We start from the raw sequence: 17,115 nt of genomic DNA, 5'->3' as shown, positions 1-17,115 counted from the left end.
TAAACGAGGAAGCGAATGAGCTCGAATCAGCATTCAGGTTCCACGGCCGGTGAGCTCGAAGTGGTGAACGGGTTCGAAAACCCCGGTCTCCCCGAGCACAAACCGCGCATCACAGACGTCGAACCGGCTGCCGAGAAGGTGGCTGAACGCCAGATTGCGGCCTGGTTCCTTCTGTCCATGGTCGGCACCATCTGGTTCATCGTGTCGTACTTCCTGTTCCCGCTTGACGGACAGATCGGCTCTGTCCGCATGCAGAACACCATGCTGGGCATCGGCCTGACGGTCGCGCTGTTCAGCATCGGTATCGGCATCATCCTGTGGGCCAAGACCCTGATCACCGACGCCGAGGTGTCGGAGGATCGCCACAGCATCCCGGGCTCGGAAGAGGATCAGGCAATCGCCATCGAGATCTTCAACCAGGCCAAGAACGAATCGGGCATCGCCCGTCGTCCGCTGATCCGCAATATGCTCATCGCCGCCGTGGCCATCGCGCCTCTGCCCGCGATCCTGGTGCTGCGCGATCTGGGCCCGCTGCCCGGTAACAAGATGTTCGAGACCCTGTGGGGCCCGGGCGTTCGCCTGTGCAAGGACACCGGCGGCGTGCCGTCGGTGGAGACCCCGATCAAGGCCTCCGATGTCACGATCGGTTCCGCCTTCCACGTGATCCCCGAGGGAATGAACAAGTCGGAGGACCCGCTGAATGAGAAGGCCAAGGCCGCTGTTCTGCTGATGCGGGTGGATCCCGAACAGCTGAATACCAAGCCCGAGCGTGAGAGCTGGCAGGTCGACGGCATCGTCGCCTACTCCAAGATCTGCACGCACGTGGGTTGCCCCGTGGCCCTGTACGAGCACCAGACGCACCATCTGCTGTGCCCGTGCCACCAGTCGACCTTCGACGTGACCAATCACTGCAAGGTCATCTTCGGGCCGGCCAAGCGTCCGCTTCCGCAGCTCCCGATCAAGGTCGATTCCGACGGCTACCTTGTCGCCCAGCGCGACTTCACCGAGCCCGTCGGCCCGTCCTTCTGGGAGGTTCACACGAGGGAGACTGAATCTCGATGAGTACCGATCTCAACGCACCCCCGGCTCTCGCCGCCACCTCGAAGTGGATCGAGGAACGAACCGGGGCCTCCGCGGCCGTCAAGGAATTCGGCCGTAAGATCTTCCCGGCCCACTGGTCGTTCATGCTGGGCGAGGTCGCCCTGTACAGCTTCATCGTGCTGGTCCTCTCCGGGACCTTCCTGACGCTGTGGTTCCATCCGGCGATGGGGGAGACGCACTACGAGGGTCCGTGGACTCCGTTGAAGGGCGTCGAGGTATCCGAGGCATACGCTTCGACCCTCTACATCTCCTTCGAGGTCCGCGGCGGCCTGTTCCTGCGCCAGATCCACCACTGGGCTGCCCTGCTGTTCATGGCGGCACTGAGCATCCACGCTCTGCGCATCTTCTTCACGGGCGCCTACCGCAAGCCGCGCGAGGTCAACTGGATCGTCGGCGTGGGCCTGGTCGCCATGGGTATGGCCGCCGGCTTCACCGGCTACTCCCTGCCCGACGATCTGCTCTCGGGCAATGGCCTGCGGATCATCGACGGTCTGCTGAAGTCCATCCCGCTGATCGGCACCTACCTGTCGTTCTTCCTGTTCGGCGGTGAGTTCCCCGGCACCGATATCGTCTCGCGCCTGTACTCCGTGCACATCATGATCGTCCCGGCACTGCTGATCGCCCTGATCGGCGTGCACCTGATGTTCGTGGTCATCCACAAGCACACGCAGTGGCCCGGTGCCGGGCACACGGAGAAGAACGTGGTCGGCGAGCCCGTCCTGCCGACCTTCGCGGCCAAGGGCGGTGGCTTCTTCTTCATGATCTTCGGCCTGCTCTCGGCGATGGCCGGGCTGTTCACGATCAACCCGATCTGGAACTACGGTCCCTACGATCCTTCGCCAGTGTCCGCCGGTACCCAGCCCGACTGGTACATCGGCTGGATGGATGGATTCCTGCGCCTGCTGCCCGGTTGGATGGAGTTCTACGTCTTCGGCTACCCGATCTCGCTGAACATCTTCCCGGCTCTGCTGGCGGCGGCTGTTCTCTTCGGCGGCATGGTCGTCTGGCCGTTCATCGAAGCGTGGATCAGCGGGGACAGGCGTGAGCACCACATCCTGGACCGTCCGCGCAACGCCCCGACGCGCACCGCGCTGGGCGTGGCCGTGATCATCTGGTACTGCGCGATGTGGGCTGCCGCCTCCGGCGACTTGATCGCTGTGTTCTTCCACATGTCGTTGAACGACATGATCTACGTGTTCAGGACGCTGTTCTTCGTCGGTCCGGTGATCGGGTACATCGTGACCAAGCGGATCTGCATCGGCCTGCAGCGCAAGGACCGGGAGATCGCTCTGCACGGGTTCGAATCCGGCGAGATCATCCGTCTGCCCCACGGTGAGTACCAGGAACGCCACAAGCCCCTGGACGAGCACGAACGCTGGCGCCTGACCGCATTCCAGACCCCGTCCTATGTTCCGGCGCAGCCGGATGCCAGGGGCAAGGTCTCGGGTGCGGAGAAGGCTCGCGCGGCCCTGTCGAAGTTCTTCTACGAGGACCGTGTCGAACCGGTGACCAAGGCCGAACTGGATGAGGCCCACGCGGCCCATGCAGTCGAGGGCCATGGTTCCACCGGCGAGCTGGAGCACTGAGCCGGCAGTAAGGCACACGCCCGTGGGGCGGACACCTGAGGGTGTCCGCCCCACGGGCGTTTTTCGTTTCCGGCTCACAAACTGCGCGCCCACAACGGATCGTTCTGGTTCCCCTTGATGGCAGAGTCGGTGCCCGGCCCGGAAATGCAAGCCGAGAGGGTAAGACGACAAAAGGACCCTGCCAACATCACCGAGATGATCGGTGGTGTCGGCAGGGTCCAGCGCAATGCTGCCCCTGGCGGGGTGGGTCAGTGCCGGGGTCGGCGGGGCTTTCGTTCGCCTTCGGAGGGCGTGTCCGCGGGGGAATCGGGCTGGTCCAGGGGCCGGCGGTCATTACCGCGCGGGCGGCGGAGACTCGGTTCACCAGCGGCATCTGCGGACGGGGCGCGATCGGGCCGACTGGGTGCAGCCGCTGCCGGTGCGGCGGTCTGCGGAGCAGGGGAGATCTGCTGCGGCGGACTGCTGGGCACGGCGGGCGCAGCGATTGTGGGACTCTGCGCCGTGAAAGTCGGCGGAATGTCCGGTTTGACCGGTGTCTTCACCGAGTTCGCGGAGGCGCCGGTCTTCTCGGCTGCCCGCCGTTCGAGTGCGATGAGGAACGCGTCCTCGTGGGTCGGGGGTTCCGACTCCGGGGCCGGCGTCTGGCCGGTGGGTTGTGCGCCTGCGTCTGTGACCGCGTTCGGCTCGGCGGGTACCGTCGGTGCCTGCGCGGACCGTGTCCGCTCCCGGTCCTCGGACCCGCGGATGCTCTCGGCACGTAGCGTACGGTCGAGGATCTGGTCGAATGCGGTGGCCAGTTCGGCGGCCGGGCGCCCCGGCCAGGCATGGATCGGGCGGGCAGAGCCCTGGGCCTGTTGGAGGACCGTGCGCTCGGGCAGAGCAGGGGAGAGCACAAGGGGACCGAACATCTCGCGCAATTCATTGACCCTGTACTGGTGCTCACGTGAGTTGGGCCGCACCCGGTTCACTGCGATGCCCAATGGCTGGACGGTAGCAGAGGAGTGGCGGCGTAATTCGTCGACGGCCCGCAGTGCCCGGTCGGCGGCGGCAACGGAGAACAGCCCCGGCTCGGTGACGATGAGGACGCGCTGGCTGGCAGCCCAGGACGCCCGGGTCAGTCCGTTGAGGGAGGGCGGCGTGTCGATGATGACCAGGCGGTAGTCCTGGGCGATTCGGCTCAGCGCCTCCCGGAGTTTGCGCAGGTAGCGGTCGGAGAGCGAGGGCCGGTCGAACTCCGCAGCCCGTGGAGAACCGGGGATGACGTCGACGCGTCCGCGCTTGTCGGTCCACCCGCTGGGTACCAGCGCATCACCGAGCAGCTTGGATTTGGGCGCGGCGAGGACGTCCGCGACGTCGAGCGGGGTCTGCACGGGAATATCAAGACCCGTGGATACATCCGCCTGCGGATCCATATCGACGATCAGGGTCGGAACCCCACGGCTGTACGCGGCCGATGCGAGACCCAAGGTGACCGAGGTCTTGCCCACTCCGCCTTTTAGACTTGAAACACTGAGGACGATCACAACCTTAACGTTATCGCACCGACCGGGGTGATTTCTTCATCCCGCGCCTACCGGAGAGCCGAATGCGTTGTAATAGTCGAACCCGTGGGGGATGGGACTACCGTCAACGTGTTCGGAACTACATCGTGAATCGCCTGCACATGGGAGATGATTCCGATGGTCCGGCCGCCCTCCCTCAGTTCGTCGAGCACCGCCAGGACCTCTGCCAGCGCATCGGGGTCCAAGGATCCGAAGCCCTCGTCGATGAAGAGGGTGTCCAAGTCGATTCCACCGCGTTGCGCCGCCACGGTGTCCGCCAGGCCCAGGGCGAGGGCGAGTGCCGCCATGAAGCTCTCTCCGCCGGAGAGCGTGCGGGTATCGCGCAGCGTCTGGGTGAAGGAGTCCTCTACCAATAGTCCGAGCCCGGCACGTTTCTCCCGTTTGTGCAGCCCGTCGTCATGGACCAGGCGGTAGCGGCCCCGGCTCATGGTCGTCAGGCGCTGTGAGGCGTTGCGCGTGACATCGATGAACAGTGCCAGCAGGGCGTACGAGGTCAGCGGCATCCGTTTGAGGTTGTCGGCACCGGTGGCGCTGACCGTCTCCGCCAGGCGCACCCTGGTGGCCAGCTGGGACATGCGGGCGTCCTGTGCGGTGGCACGGCGGGCGTGGGCGGTGCCCTGCTCGGCCAGTTCCGTGGCCGCATGTCGGGCGAGGGTGAATCGCTCCGCCGCAGCGCTCTGCTGCGCTTGGGCTCGTACGAGCCCAAGGCGTGCGGCGTCGCGGCGATCTGTGAGGAGCTCGTCCGGGCTCGAGTCGGCCAGTGCGGCCGGCGCTGCCGGATCCTCACGCAACTGCGCGAGTCGGGAGGCGGCATCCTCGTGGGCCCGGATTCGGGAGGCCAGTGCGGACTCGTCTCCGGTGGCGGCCCGTGCCAGTTCTTCGGGATCGGCGAACGGGGAGTCGGATAGGAGTGCGGCGAAGCGCTCACTGGTGTCCTGGGAGACTGCCAGGGCGGCTGCGGCTTCGCCCGCGGCCAGCTGGGCCCGACGTGTGGCCTCGACCAGCTCGGCACAGTCGGCTGCCAGGATCTGCGCCGCCTCCGGTTCCCGTGGAGCGGTCAGGCCGGCGGCGGCCAGCGTTTCCTCCTCCGGCAGGAGAGAGGCCGTCGCGAGGGCAGCGAGGTCCGCGCTGGCGTGGGTGAGCTGATCCTGCAAGGCGTCGGCTCGCCGCCGGCAGGTTGTGGCGTGCGTCTGTGCCTCCTGTCGGCTCGCTTCAGCGGCGGACGCGGCCCGTACCCGGTCCTGGGCGCCGGCCTCGAGTTCCCGCAGATGGGCTGTGACCTCTGCTAGTTCCGCTGCTGCGGATTCCTCATCGACGCCGCCCAGTGCCTCCGCGCGGGTCCGCGCAGCGGTATGGGCGTCTCGGGCCTCGCCCAATGCGATCCTGACGTCCTGCAGGTGGGACTCGGCCTGGGTCCAGCGGGTGGCCGCGGCCTCTTCATCTGCGCGGGTCACGGCATCTGGTGCGGTACCGGCCGGCGCAGGGTGTTCCTCCGATCCACAGACCGGGCAGGCCGCACCGTCCTGCAATTGGGCTGCGAGTTCAGCGGCGAACCCGGCCAGGCGCAGGTTTCGGGTCCGTTCGAAGGCACTTCGGTCGTCTTCCGCGCGGTGCTGCGCACGGTCGAGGTCGTTCTGGGTCCTGAGGAGTTCGGCCGAGGTGCGTTCGAGCTCTGCACAGGCCTCCCGTACCGCAGTGCGACGCCGGGTAGCCTCGGCGACCCTGCCGCGAAGTGTTTCGAGGCGTTCGGGGGGAATCAGTGCGGCGGTCGTGCTGTTCACGCGCTCTATGTGTTCGGCCAGCGCAGAGGAGGCGGCGTCGGCGGTTTCGTGGGCAGACGCCACGTCTGCGGTGAGTCGGTCGACTCTGGCCAGGAGCTCGGCGCGCCGGCCCAGGCCTTCGGCCAGCCTGTCTGCGGCATCGCGCAGCGCCAATCGGGATTCGAGGAGGGTATGGGGGAGCTCTGCCGACTCCGGAAGACCCAGTCTGTTCGCTACCTCTTGCAGGGCCTGCGCGGCGCGTCCGGCGGCGGCGTCGAGCTCCCTGACCGTGGCCTGGCGTCTGCTGGACTCCTCGGCCAGGCTCGTGAGCTCCCGGGCCCGGCGCAGACGTGCAAGTTCAGTGCGGCTCGAATGCAGGTCGGCGGCACCGGCGTCGACTGCGGTCTGGAGTGAGCGAATCCGATCGGCCAGGGCGCGTCGGTCGATGGCCTGTTGTGCCCGTTCGACCCGACCGGCGGCCACGGTCACCTCCTGTTGGGCCAGTGCGAGTATCTCAGCGGCAGCCCAGGACTCCTCCTGGGTCTGGATTCGGGCCACGGACAGCGCAAGTGAGACTTCGGCCAAGGTCGGATGGTCCGGAATGGCGATGGCATCGCCGGGCAGGCCCGCGATCTCCAATGCCCGTGCCATTGTGTGCGTCCGGGTGGCCGAGATCGTGCCGATCTCGCGGCGCGCCGCGGTCGCGTCGGCAGACAGAATGCGTTCGACAGCGGCGAAACGGCCGGTGTCGAACAACTGCTGAAGGATCGGTTCGCGTTCCTGTGGGCCGGCCTTGAGGAACTGTGCGAACTGTCCCTGCGGCAGCATGATGATCTTGGTGAACTGTTCGGCATTGAGGCCGATGAGGTTCTGGATGGTCTGCGAGGTCTCCTGATTGGTCCGGGTCAGGCCGGCGGGACCGTCGCCGCGCAATTCGCTGAGGAACGCCTGGGCGCGCTGCACGGTCATCCGGTTGCCCCGCTTGGCTGGGCGTTCATACGCCGGAGTCCGCTCGACCCGGTAGGTGTGACCGCGTGCGCTGAAGGTCAGGGTGATCGTCGTCGGCATGTCGGGGCCCGCGGCCTGGGCGCGCAGTTGGTGGGCATCGTTGCGCTGGCCGGGAACGCGTCCGTATAGCGCATAGCAGACCGCATCGAGGATCGAGGTCTTCCCGGCGCCGGTGGGACCGGAGATGAGAAACAGTCCGTCGGCGGCGAGCCGGTCGAAGTCGATGTGAATCCGTCCTGCGAAGGGCCCGAAAGCGCTCAATTCCAGGGTGTGCAGTCTCATGCGTCCTCCCGCAGCGCCTGGGCCAGCGCGGTATCGAACAGTGCGGTTTCCTCCGCGGTCGCAGGCTGTCCGGTGGTGGTGCGCATGAAGTCGATGAAAACCTGTGTATCGGTGCGCGCTTGAGTGGAGCCGGTCGGTGCGGTGGCCGTGGGAGTCGGCAGGTTCGTCCATTCGTAGCGGACCAGTCGTTCGAAGGCCTGTTTCAGGCGCGGTAGGGCCTGCGGCGACCTGGCCGGATCGGTCAGCCGGACCTCGACGAAGGAACCGTCGTCCGGGGTCCCGAGCACTTCGGCCAGGGTGCCGGTCAGAGCCCGGGCGGAGACGAAACAGGGCAGGGCGATGGCCTCGACCTGCGCGGGACCATCGGGTGGGACGTCGATCTGCAATAGCCGTTTGGGCCCTTCGTCGAATCCGAACGCCAGGGGAGACCCCGAGTACCGCACAGTGGGCAGTGGGTCCTGAGGGCGGTGTAGGTGGCCCAGAGCGGTATAGGCGGTGGAGGCGAATGTGGCCGCGGGCACGGAGCCGACCCCGCCCAGATCGATCTGGCGTTCGGATTCGGAGGGACCGGAACCGGTGACAAAGGCGTGGGCGGCCACCACGAGTCGGGTACCGGGGTGGTTGCGGGAGTGATCATCGTGGATGATCTCCATAGCCCGCTCCAGGACCGCGGCGTGGGTCCGGGGAACACCCAGCCGGTCGGCCACCAGTGCGGGCTCCAGATAGGGAATGCCGTAGACGGCCACGTGGGCGTCGGAGTGCCCGATGAGCGCCGGGCGCACAAGGTCCGCCAGGCGGGTGCGCAGATGGATTCCGGAGTCATCGAACAATTCCCGGCCGAAGCCCAACCGCATGAACGAATCATGATTGCCACTGGTGGCCAGGACCGCCACGCCGGCCTGGCGCAGGCGTGCCAACAGTGTGTCGAAGGCGGCGACGGCCGCGGGTCCCGGGATCGCGCGGTCGTAGACGTCGCCCGCGATGATGAGGAGGTCCACATGGCGTTCGGCACAGACGTCGACCAGATGCTCTGCCAGCGCGGTGTGGGCCGCGCTCAGGTCGAAACCGAAGAAGGTGCGTCCCAGGTGCAGATCCGAGGTGTGGAGTATGCGCATGCGACAACCCTAGCCGCGGGCGCTGACACGGCCGGGTGCCGCTGTCGGATGCCACGATGTGACATCGTGCACTGGGTATCTGTCGAGGTGGGTAGAGTATGTCCTGACATCAGTGTCCCCCTCACCGTCAATGATGGCGGTGACGAACTGAAATGAGTGTCTGAATGTTTCAGAAAGTACTCGTAGCGAACCGCGGGGAAATCGCGGTTCGTGCGTTCCGCGCCGCCTATGAACTGGGTGCCGCGACCGTGGCCGTATTCCCCTGGGAAGATCGCAATTCGGAACACCGGCTCAAGGCCGATGAGGCCTACATGATCGGCGAAAAGGGTCATCCCGTTCAGGCCTACCTCAACGTCTCGGAGATGATCCGGGTCGCTCAACTGGCCGGCGCCGATGCAATCTACCCCGGCTATGGATTCCTCTCCGAGAACCCGGATCTGGCCCGCGCCTGCGCGGATAACGGCATCACGTTCATCGGTCCGCGTGCGGACATCCTGCAGATGGCCGGCAACAAGGTCGAAGCCCTGCATGCGGCGCAGAAGGCCGGTATCCCCACCCTTGACTCCGTCGCCCCCTCCGACGACGTCGAGGTCCTGCTGGCCGAGGCCGAGCGGATGGAATACCCCCTGTTCGTCAAGGCGGTCGCCGGTGGTGGCGGACGCGGCATGCGCCGGGTCGCCGAGCCCGCTGCGCTGCGCGAGTCCGTCGAGGCCGCAATGCGCGAGGCGGAGGGCGCCTTCGGCGATCCGACGGTGTTCATCGAGCAGGCCGTGCAGCGGCCCCGTCACATCGAAGTCCAGATCCTGGCCGACACACACGGCGATGCGATCCACCTGTTCGAGCGCGACTGCTCGATCCAGCGCCGTAACCAGAAAGTCGTGGAGATCGCCCCGGCTCCCAACCTGGACCCGGAGATCGCCACAGCCCTGCACGCCGATGCGCTGACCTTCGCCCGCGCGCTGGGCTACCAGAACGCCGGCACCGTCGAATTCCTGCTGGAGACCGAGGGGCCGCGGGCGGGCAAGCACGCGTTCATCGAAATGAACCCGCGGATCCAGGTCGAGCACACGGTCACCGAGGAGATCACCGACGTCGACCTGGTGCAGTCGCAGATGCGCATCGCCGCCGGTGAGTCCCTGTCCGATCTGGGCCTGGATCAGGATTCCGTGCACGTGCGCGGGGCCGCCCTGCAGTGCCGCATCACGACGGAGGACCCGGCCAACGGCTTCCGGCCAGACACCGGCACGATCACCGCCTACCGGTCCGCCGGCGGCGCGGGTGTCCGCCTGGACGGCGGGACCGTACACGCCGGTGCCGAGGTCTCGGCCTACTTCGACTCCATGCTGGTCAAGTGCACTTGTCGTGGCCGCGACTTCCGGCAGGCGGTCAACCGGGCACAGCGAGCCCTGGCAGAGTTCCGCATCCGCGGAGTCGCGAGCAATATCGCCTTCGTGCGCGGGGTGTTGGCCGATCCGGATTTCCAGTCCGGCAACCTCTCGACCCGTTTCATCGAGGAGCGTCCGCAGCTGCTGCAGGCCAATGTGGGAGCCGACCGCGGATCCCGCCTGCTCGAATACCTGGCCGACGTCACCGTCAACCGCCCCAACGGCAGCTCGCCGGTGGACCTGCAGCCGCGCGAGAAGCTGCCCAGCCTTGACCTCAGCGCGGCGCCCGCGCAGGGCTCGCGCCAGCAGTTGCTGGACCTGGGTCCGGCCGGCTGGGCCCAGGCCCTGCGTGAGCGCAAGGGTCTGGCCGTAACCGATACGACCTTCCGCGACGCGCACCAGTCGCTGTTGGCCACGCGCGTGCGGTCGAAGGACCTGCTGGCCGTGGCGCCCTATGTGGCACGCGAGATGCCGGAACTGCTGTCGGTCGAGTGCTGGGGCGGGGCGACCTACGATGTGGCCCTGCGCTTCCTGGCGGAGGACCCGTGGGAGCGTCTGTCCAAGCTGCGCGAGGCAATGCCGAACCTCAACCTGCAGATGCTGCTGCGCGGGCGCAACACGGTGGGCTACACCCCGTACCCCACCCGCGTGACCCAGGCCTTCGTCGAAGAGGCCGCCGCCACCGGTATCGACATCTTCCGGATCTTCGACGCGCTCAACGACATCGAACAGATGCGCCCGGCCATCGAAGCGGTCCGCGAGTCCACGAACTCCGTGGCAGAGGTCGCCCTGTGCTACACCTCCGATCTGAGCAATCCGGCGGAGAAGGTCTACACCCTGGACTACTACCTGGGCCTGGCCGAAAAGATCGTCGATGCCGGCGCTCATGTGCTGGCCATCAAGGACATGGCGGGCCTGCTGCGGCCGGCCGCAGCCGCCACGTTGGTCACCGCCCTGCGGAAGAACTTCGACCTGCCTGTGCACGTGCACACGCACGACACCGCCGGCGGTCAGCTGGCCACGCTGTTGGCCGCGGCCAACGCCGGCGCCGACGCCGTAGACGCGGCGAACGCCGCCATGGCCGGGACCACCAGCCAGCCCTCGCTGACGGCGCTGATCGCGGCCTTCGAGAACACCGAGCGCGACACCGGGCTGTCGCTGGCGGCAGCGGAGGACCTCGAACCGTACTGGGAGTCCGTCCGCAATGTCTACAAGCCCTTCGAATCGGGCCTGCCTGGGCCCACCGGCCGTGTCTACCGCCACGAGATCCCCGGCGGTCAGCTGTCCAACCTGCGCCAGCAGGCCGTGGCGCTGGGCCTGGGGGAGAAGTTCGAGGAGATCGAGGACATGTACGCCGCGGCGGACGCGATCCTCGGCCATCTGGTCAAGGTCACCCCGTCCTCGAAGGTGGTGGGCGATCTTGCCCTGCACCTGGTGGCGGTGGGCGCCGACCCGCAGGAGTTCGCGGAGAACCCGCAGAACTTCGACATTCCGGACTCCGTCATCGGCTTCCTGTCGGGTGACCTGGGCGATCCGCCCGCCGGCTGGCCCGAGCCCTTCCGCACCAAGGCCCTCGAGGGCCGCACGCACAAGTCCCCGGTGGCAGAGCTCGATCCAGCTGACGAAGAACTGCTGGCCGTCGCCGGCCGGACGCGCCAGGACACCCTGAACCGTCTGCTGTTCCCCGCCCCGACCCGTGAGTTCGAGGCGGCCCGCACCAACTACGGCGATCTGTCCGTGCTCGAGTCGACCGACTACCTCTACGGTCTGACCCAGGGTGAGGAACACGGTGTCGAGATCGAGCAGGGCAAGGTCCTGCTGCTCGGCGTCGAGGCGATCGGCGAGGCCGATGAGCGCGGCATGCGCACGGTCATGTGCACGCTCAACGGCCAGCTACGTCCGGTGTCCGTGCGCGATAAGTCGGTCGACGTCAACGTCGCGACCGCCGAGCGGGCCGATGCGAACAACCCCGGCCACGTCGCCAGCCCCTTCGCCGGAGTCGTCTCGCTGCAGGTCGCGGTGGGCGACAAGGTCAAGGCGGGCCAGACCGTCGCGACGATCGAGGCGATGAAGATGGAGGCGGCTATCACCAGCCACATCGACGGCACGGTCTCGCGCCTGGCGATCGGCCCCGTCCAGCAGCTGGAGGGCGGCGACCTGGTGTTGGTGATCGATGCCTGATCGGTCGATCCGAGTCTTCGGGGACCCGGTTCTCAGACAGATCTGCGAACCCGTCGTCGAATTCGACGAAGCCGCGCGCCGGCTGGCGGAGGATCTCATAGAGACCTCCCTGCCGGCCGGGCGCGCGGCGGTCGCGGCACCCCAGATCGGGGTGCCGCTGCAGGCCTTTGGCTACGACGTCGACGGGCGCCGCGGCGCTGTATTCAACCCCGTGGTCGTCGAAACCGGGGGAGAGCTCAGGGACATCGACGAGGGCTGCCTGTCGGTGCCCGAACTATGGTTCCCCACTCCCCGGTGGGAGTACGCGCGGGTGACCGGCCTCGATGCCACCGGTGAGCCGGTGGACATCGACGGAGAGGGCGTCTTCGCGCAGATGCTCCAACACGAGACGGACCATCTCAAGGGGATCGTCTACGTCCAAACCCTGCCCCGGGGGCGCCGGCGGGAGGCGATGCGCAGCATCCGCACCGCGCCGTGGTTCCTGGCCGGCAGTCAGAACTGACGCACATCGAAGGAGAAGAGTGTGAGCATTGAACGCGCTGGAGTAATCGGCTCCGGTCTCATGGGATCCGGCATCGCCGAGGTGCTGGCCCGGTCCGGACTGCACGTCGTCGTCCGCGATATCAACGACGCCGCCGTGGCCGCCGGCCGCGGACGGATCGAGAAGTCGCTGGGCCGCGCGGTCGAGCGCGGCAAGCTACCGGCCGCGGAGGCTACTGCCGCGCTGGACCGGCTGGTCTTCACCACCGACCTGTCCGCTATGGCCGATCGCCAGCTGGTGATCGAGGCGGCCAGCGAGAACGAGGAGATCAAGAAGTCGATCTTCGCCGAACTCGATGCGATCGTCACAGACGAACGCGCGATCCTGGCCTCGAACACCTCCTCGATGCCGATCATCCGGTTCGCCCAGCAGACCGCGCGGCCCGAACGGGTCCTGGGCATTCACTTCTTCAATCCTGCGCCCGTGCAGCCGCTGGTGGAGATCGTGTCCTCCGTGCTGACCGCTCCCGTCGTGGCGGCCGAGGTCGAGGACTTCGTCACCGATGTGCTGGGCAAGGCCCCGATCCATTCGGAGGATCGGCCCGGTTTCATCGTCAACGCCCTGCTCATCCCCTTCCTGTTCTCCGCGATCAGGATGCTGGAGGCCGGACATGCGACGAAGGAGCAGATCGACGCGGGCATGGTCAATGGCTGTGCCCATCCGATGGGCCCCATCGCCCTGGCCGACCGCGTCGGGCTGGACACCTGCCTGTTCGTGGGCCAGTCGATCTTCGCCGAGACCGGCGACGCTGCGGCCAAGCCGCCGGTGTTGCTGTCGCGGATGGTCGACGCCGGGCTGCTGGGCGTCAAGAGCGGCCGCGGTTTCTACGATTACAGTCGCTGAGCCGCCGACCGGCGCATGCCGGTGAGATACACTGCAGGGTCCGTCCCCGAGCGATCGGGGACGGACCCTGCAGCTGTGTGCCCAGCCGGCTATCGCATACCACCGGCCTGCGCGGCCTGCAGGCCGGCGTAGACGCCGCCGGCGGCCATCAGCTGGGCGTGCGTACCCTGTTCGACGATATGGCCCGCATCCATCACGATGATGAGATCAGCGCCCTGAATGGTCGAGAGACGGTGTGCGATGACGAAACTGGTCCGCCCGCTGCGCAGCCGGTTCATGGCCTTCTGCACCAGCACCTCGGTGCGCGTGTCGACCGAGGAGGTGGCCTCGTCGAGCACCAGGATCTGCGGCTGGGACACGAACGCTCTGGCGATCGTGATGAGCTGGCGCTGACCGGCTGAGATATTGTCCGCCGTCTCCGTGATGACGGTGTCGTAGCCGTCTGGCAGGTGGGCGACGAACTGATCGACGTATGCCTCCTTTGCCGCTGTCATGACCTGCTCACGGGTGGCGCCCGCGAGTCCGTAGGCGATGTTGTCGTAGATCGTGCCCTCGAACAACCAGGTGTCCTGGAGCACCATGCCGATCGGCGCCCTGACCTGGTCGCGGGTCAGCTGAGCGGTGTCGATTCCGTCCAGGGTGATCCGACCGGCGGTGGGCTCGTAGAAGCGCAGCAGCAGGTTGACCATGGTCGTCTTGCCCGCCCCTGTGTGTCCGACGATCGCGACGGTCTGGCCCGGTTCGGCCACCAGGCTCAGATCCTCGATCAGCGGGGTATCCGGACGGTAGGCGAAATCCACGTGTTCGAAGGCGACTCGTCCGCGGGTCACGGCGAAGTCCGGATGCGCACTGGGCGGGGCCGGTTCGTCGGCCTCGTCGAGCAGTGCGAAGACGCGCTCGGCGCTGGCCAGGGCGGACTGCAGCTGGGAGGCCATACCGCCGAGTTGCTGCAGGGGCTGGGCGAACTGCCTGGCGTATTGGATGAAGGCCTGGACCGTGCCCAGTGTCAGCTGCCCGGAGGCGACTTGCAGGGCGCCCAGTAGGGCGATGCCCACGAAGACCAGGTTGGAGACGAAACTCATCGCCGGCATCATCGCCCCCGAGAGGGCCTGGGCCCTGAACGAGGCGCGGTAGACCTCCGCGTTCTTGACGGCGAAGGCCTCCTGGGTCCGCTCGAGAGCTCCGTAGACCTGCAGCAGGGCGGCACCCGTGATCGACTCCTCGACCTGGGTGTTCAACTCGCCCGTGGACTTCCACTGGGTGCGGAACTGGCGCTGGGATCTGGTGCCCAGGAGCGCGATGACGACGACCGTCAGCGGAATCGTGGCGACGGCGACCAGTGCCAACTGCCAGGACAGGACGAACATGATGCCCAGCACGCCCAAGAACATGACGAGGGCGGAGACGATGTCCTGCGCGGACTGGTTGAGGGTCTGGTTGAGATTGTCGATGTCGTTGTTCAGCCGCGACAGCAGATCGCCCTTGGCCTTCGAATCGACGACCGACAGCGGCAGGCGCTGGATCTTGTCCTCGATATCGGCGCGCAGGGAGGACATGACGCGCTGGATGATGGAGTTGGCGATGTACCCGCCCCACCAGTTGAGCAGGCCGGACACGATGTGGATGAGGACCACCAGGCACAGCAGCCGGGCCAGGGCGGGGAAGTCGACGCCCAGACCGGGGGTCAAGTGCATCGCCGCGACCATATCGGCCCGTTCACCCGCCCCCTGGGCGCGCAGTTCTGCCACGACCTCGGCCTGGGTCTGGCCCGGGCGCATGGTCAGGGAGACGAATCCGGAGAATACGAGATCGGTCGCCCGGCCCAGCACATAGGGCGCTGCGATCGTCAGCACGGTGCCCAGCACGAGTGTTAGGGCCGACAGGCCGGCCCGCCAGGCGTACGGGCGGAACACCCCGCCGAGTCTGCGCAGGGTTCCGCGCACATCGCCGGCCTTCTGCCCCGGTGCGATCTGCTCACTCATCGTGCCTCCTCGTTCAGCTGGCTGGAGACGATCTCCTGGTAGACCCCACAGGAGTCCATGAGCTGGTCATGGGTGCCCAGCCCCACGACGTGGCCGTCGTCGAGGACCACCACCTGGTCGGCGTCGATGGCCGCTGCCACGCGCTGGGTCACGATGACCTTAGTCGCCTCGACCTCGTGGTCCAGGGCGGATCTGACCGCGGCGTCGGTGGCGGCGTCCAGGGCCGAGAACGAATCGTCGAAGACCAGGATCGGGCAGCGGCGCACCAGGGCCATGGCGATGGCCAGGCGCTGCCGCTGTCCACCGGACAGGTTCGTCCCGCCCTGGTTGATCGGGTGGTCCAGCCCGTCGGGGAAGGTGGAGACGAACTCGTCGGCGCGGGAGACCGCCAGGGCCCAGGCGAGGTCGGACTCTGGTGCATCGGGTGCGCCGGTGCGCAGATTGTCTCGCACGCTGGCCCCGAAGACGTGGGGTTGCTGGGGGACGTAGCCGAATTGGCGGCCCAGCGTCTGCGGGGCGATTGCGGCCACGTCGACGCCGCCGATCGCGACCCGACCGGAATCCGGATCGGCCAGCCGGACCAGGAGTTGGACCAGGGTGGACTTGCCCGATCCGGTGGCGCCGATCACCGCGGTGGTGGTACCCGGGTCCACCGTGAAGGACACATCGGTGAGCACGGGGGACTGGGCGCCGGGATAGCGGAATGTGACATGGGAGAATTCGATCGCTCCGGGATCCGGCAGGCTTTCGACGGTGCCGGAGTCGCGGTCCATCTGCGGGGTCGTCTCCAGGACGTCGACCAGGCGCCCGGCCGCGACCTCGGCGCGGGGGATCATCATCGCCAGGAACGTCACCATCATCACGCCCATCAGGATGAGCATGAGGTACTGGATGAACGCCATCACGACGCCCACCTGGGTGGTTCCGTCCTGTACCTGGCGGGCACCGAACCACACCACGGCGGCCGCTCCCGCGTTGACGATGGTCATCACGGCGGGGAAGAGCACGACGAAGAGTTTGCCGACGTACAGGTTGGTGCCGGTGAGCGCCTCATTGGCGGCTTGGAAGCGGTCGCGTTCGGTGCTCTGCTTGCCGAAGGCGCGGATCACCCGCAGTCCGCCCAGCTGTTGGGAGAGTACGGAGCCAAGTGAGTCGAGGCGCTCCTGCATGGCGCGGAAGCTCGGGACCATCTTGCGCACCACCTGCAGCATGATCACCAGCAGGACGACGACGGTCACCAGGATGACCCAGGACAGCCGCAGGTCCTGTGCCAGTGCCATCGCCAGTCCGCCCAGCGCCATGATCGGCGCCATGATCATCAGCGACATGCCCATGACGAGGAACTGCTGGACCTGGCGGACATCGTTGGTTGAACGGGTGACCAGGCTGGAGGTCCCGAAGTGACCGGTCTCCCTGGCGCCGAAGCCCATGACCGCGGTGAAGAAATCCCGGCGGATGTCTGCGGCGGCGCGCATCGCGACATGGGCGCCTGCGACGATCGCGACGATGTTCGCCACCACCTGTCCGGCCGCTACGGCGAGCATCAGGCCGCCGTAGCGCCAGACGGTCGCGGTGTCGCCTGCGGTGATGCCGCGGTCGACGATGCCGGCGTTGAGCGTGGGCAGGTACAGGGTGCCGAGCACCTGGAGGAGTTGGAAGAGCAGGAGGACGATGACGGCTGGAACGTACGGGCGCAGATAATGCCGGAACAGGCGGATGAGCATTCCACCGATTCTAGTCGCTCGGGCCATCGGCGAATACGCACACCC

10 protein-coding genes are annotated in these 17,115 nt (G+C 67.1%); 5 read left to right on the top strand and 5 right to left on the bottom strand.

Annotated features, from left to right (window positions below; genetic code table 11):
* Positions 1-15 precede the first annotated feature (15 nt).
* Positions 16-1,062, top strand: a complete 1,047-nt coding sequence (locus NQ038_RS09850) for a ubiquinol-cytochrome c reductase iron-sulfur subunit (protein ID WP_257046740.1) — start codon at positions 16-18, stop codon at positions 1,060-1,062.
* Positions 1,059-2,687 carry a ubiquinol-cytochrome c reductase cytochrome b subunit gene (locus NQ038_RS09845; RefSeq protein WP_257046739.1) on the top strand — a complete coding sequence of 543 codons (1,629 nt, stop codon included), beginning with the start codon at positions 1,059-1,061 and terminating at the stop codon, positions 2,685-2,687. Before NQ038_RS09850 ends, NQ038_RS09845 begins: the two co-directional genes overlap by 4 nt.
* A 248-nt stretch (positions 2,688-2,935) precedes the next feature.
* Here NQ038_RS09845 and NQ038_RS15450 read toward each other — a convergent pair whose 3' ends face one another.
* The 3 genes from NQ038_RS15450 to NQ038_RS09830 form a co-directional block, all read right to left on the bottom strand.
* The gene (locus NQ038_RS15450) at positions 2,936-4,174 is read right to left on the bottom strand and encodes an AAA family ATPase (protein WP_373456806.1); all 1,239 of its coding nucleotides are present in this window, start codon (positions 4,172-4,174) and stop codon (positions 2,936-2,938) included.
* A gap of 83 nt (positions 4,175-4,257) precedes the next feature.
* Entirely contained in the window at positions 4,258-7,299 is a 3,042-nt protein-coding gene (locus NQ038_RS09835; RefSeq protein WP_257046738.1) for an AAA family ATPase, read from the bottom strand.
* Positions 7,296-8,414: a DNA repair exonuclease gene (locus NQ038_RS09830; RefSeq protein WP_257062507.1), complete on the bottom strand. Its 1,119-nt coding sequence runs from the start codon at positions 8,412-8,414 to the stop codon at positions 7,296-7,298. Before NQ038_RS09830 ends, NQ038_RS09835 begins: the two co-directional genes overlap by 4 nt.
* Positions 8,415-8,578: 164 nt before the next feature.
* Between NQ038_RS09830 and NQ038_RS09825 the strand changes: the two genes are divergently transcribed.
* Genes NQ038_RS09825 through NQ038_RS09815 form a run of 3 tightly spaced genes read left to right on the top strand, consistent with a single transcriptional unit; the run spans position 8,579 to position 13,364 of the window.
* Positions 8,579-11,980, top strand: a complete 3,402-nt coding sequence (locus NQ038_RS09825) for a pyruvate carboxylase (RefSeq protein WP_257046736.1) — start codon at positions 8,579-8,581, stop codon at positions 11,978-11,980.
* Positions 11,973-12,482, top strand: coding sequence for a peptide deformylase (locus NQ038_RS09820; protein ID WP_257046735.1), 510 nt, complete (start codon positions 11,973-11,975; stop codon positions 12,480-12,482). The genes NQ038_RS09825 and NQ038_RS09820 overlap by 8 nt, the downstream gene beginning before the upstream one ends.
* 21 nt (positions 12,483-12,503) lie before the next feature.
* Positions 12,504-13,364, top strand: coding sequence for a 3-hydroxybutyryl-CoA dehydrogenase (locus NQ038_RS09815; RefSeq protein WP_257046734.1), 861 nt, complete (start codon positions 12,504-12,506; stop codon positions 13,362-13,364).
* Between the two features lie 89 nt (positions 13,365-13,453).
* On the opposite strand, the gene NQ038_RS09810 is transcribed toward NQ038_RS09815, so the two are convergent.
* Entirely contained in the window at positions 13,454-15,346 is a 1,893-nt protein-coding gene (locus tag NQ038_RS09810; RefSeq protein WP_257046733.1) for an ABC transporter ATP-binding protein, read from the bottom strand.
* Positions 15,343-17,070 (bottom strand): ABC transporter ATP-binding protein, encoded by a 1,728-nt coding sequence (locus tag NQ038_RS09805; protein WP_257046732.1) that lies wholly within the window; start codon positions 17,068-17,070, stop codon positions 15,343-15,345. The genes NQ038_RS09810 and NQ038_RS09805 overlap by 4 nt, the downstream gene beginning before the upstream one ends.
* Positions 17,071-17,115: the final 45 nt, after the last annotated feature.

This window comes from Brevibacterium sp. 50QC2O2 (assembly GCF_024580675.1).
Classification (GTDB): domain Bacteria; phylum Actinomycetota; class Actinomycetes; order Actinomycetales; family Brevibacteriaceae; genus Brevibacterium; species Brevibacterium moorei.
The sequence above is the reverse complement of the archived record's forward strand: the minus strand, read 5'-3'. Positions and strand labels throughout refer to the sequence as shown.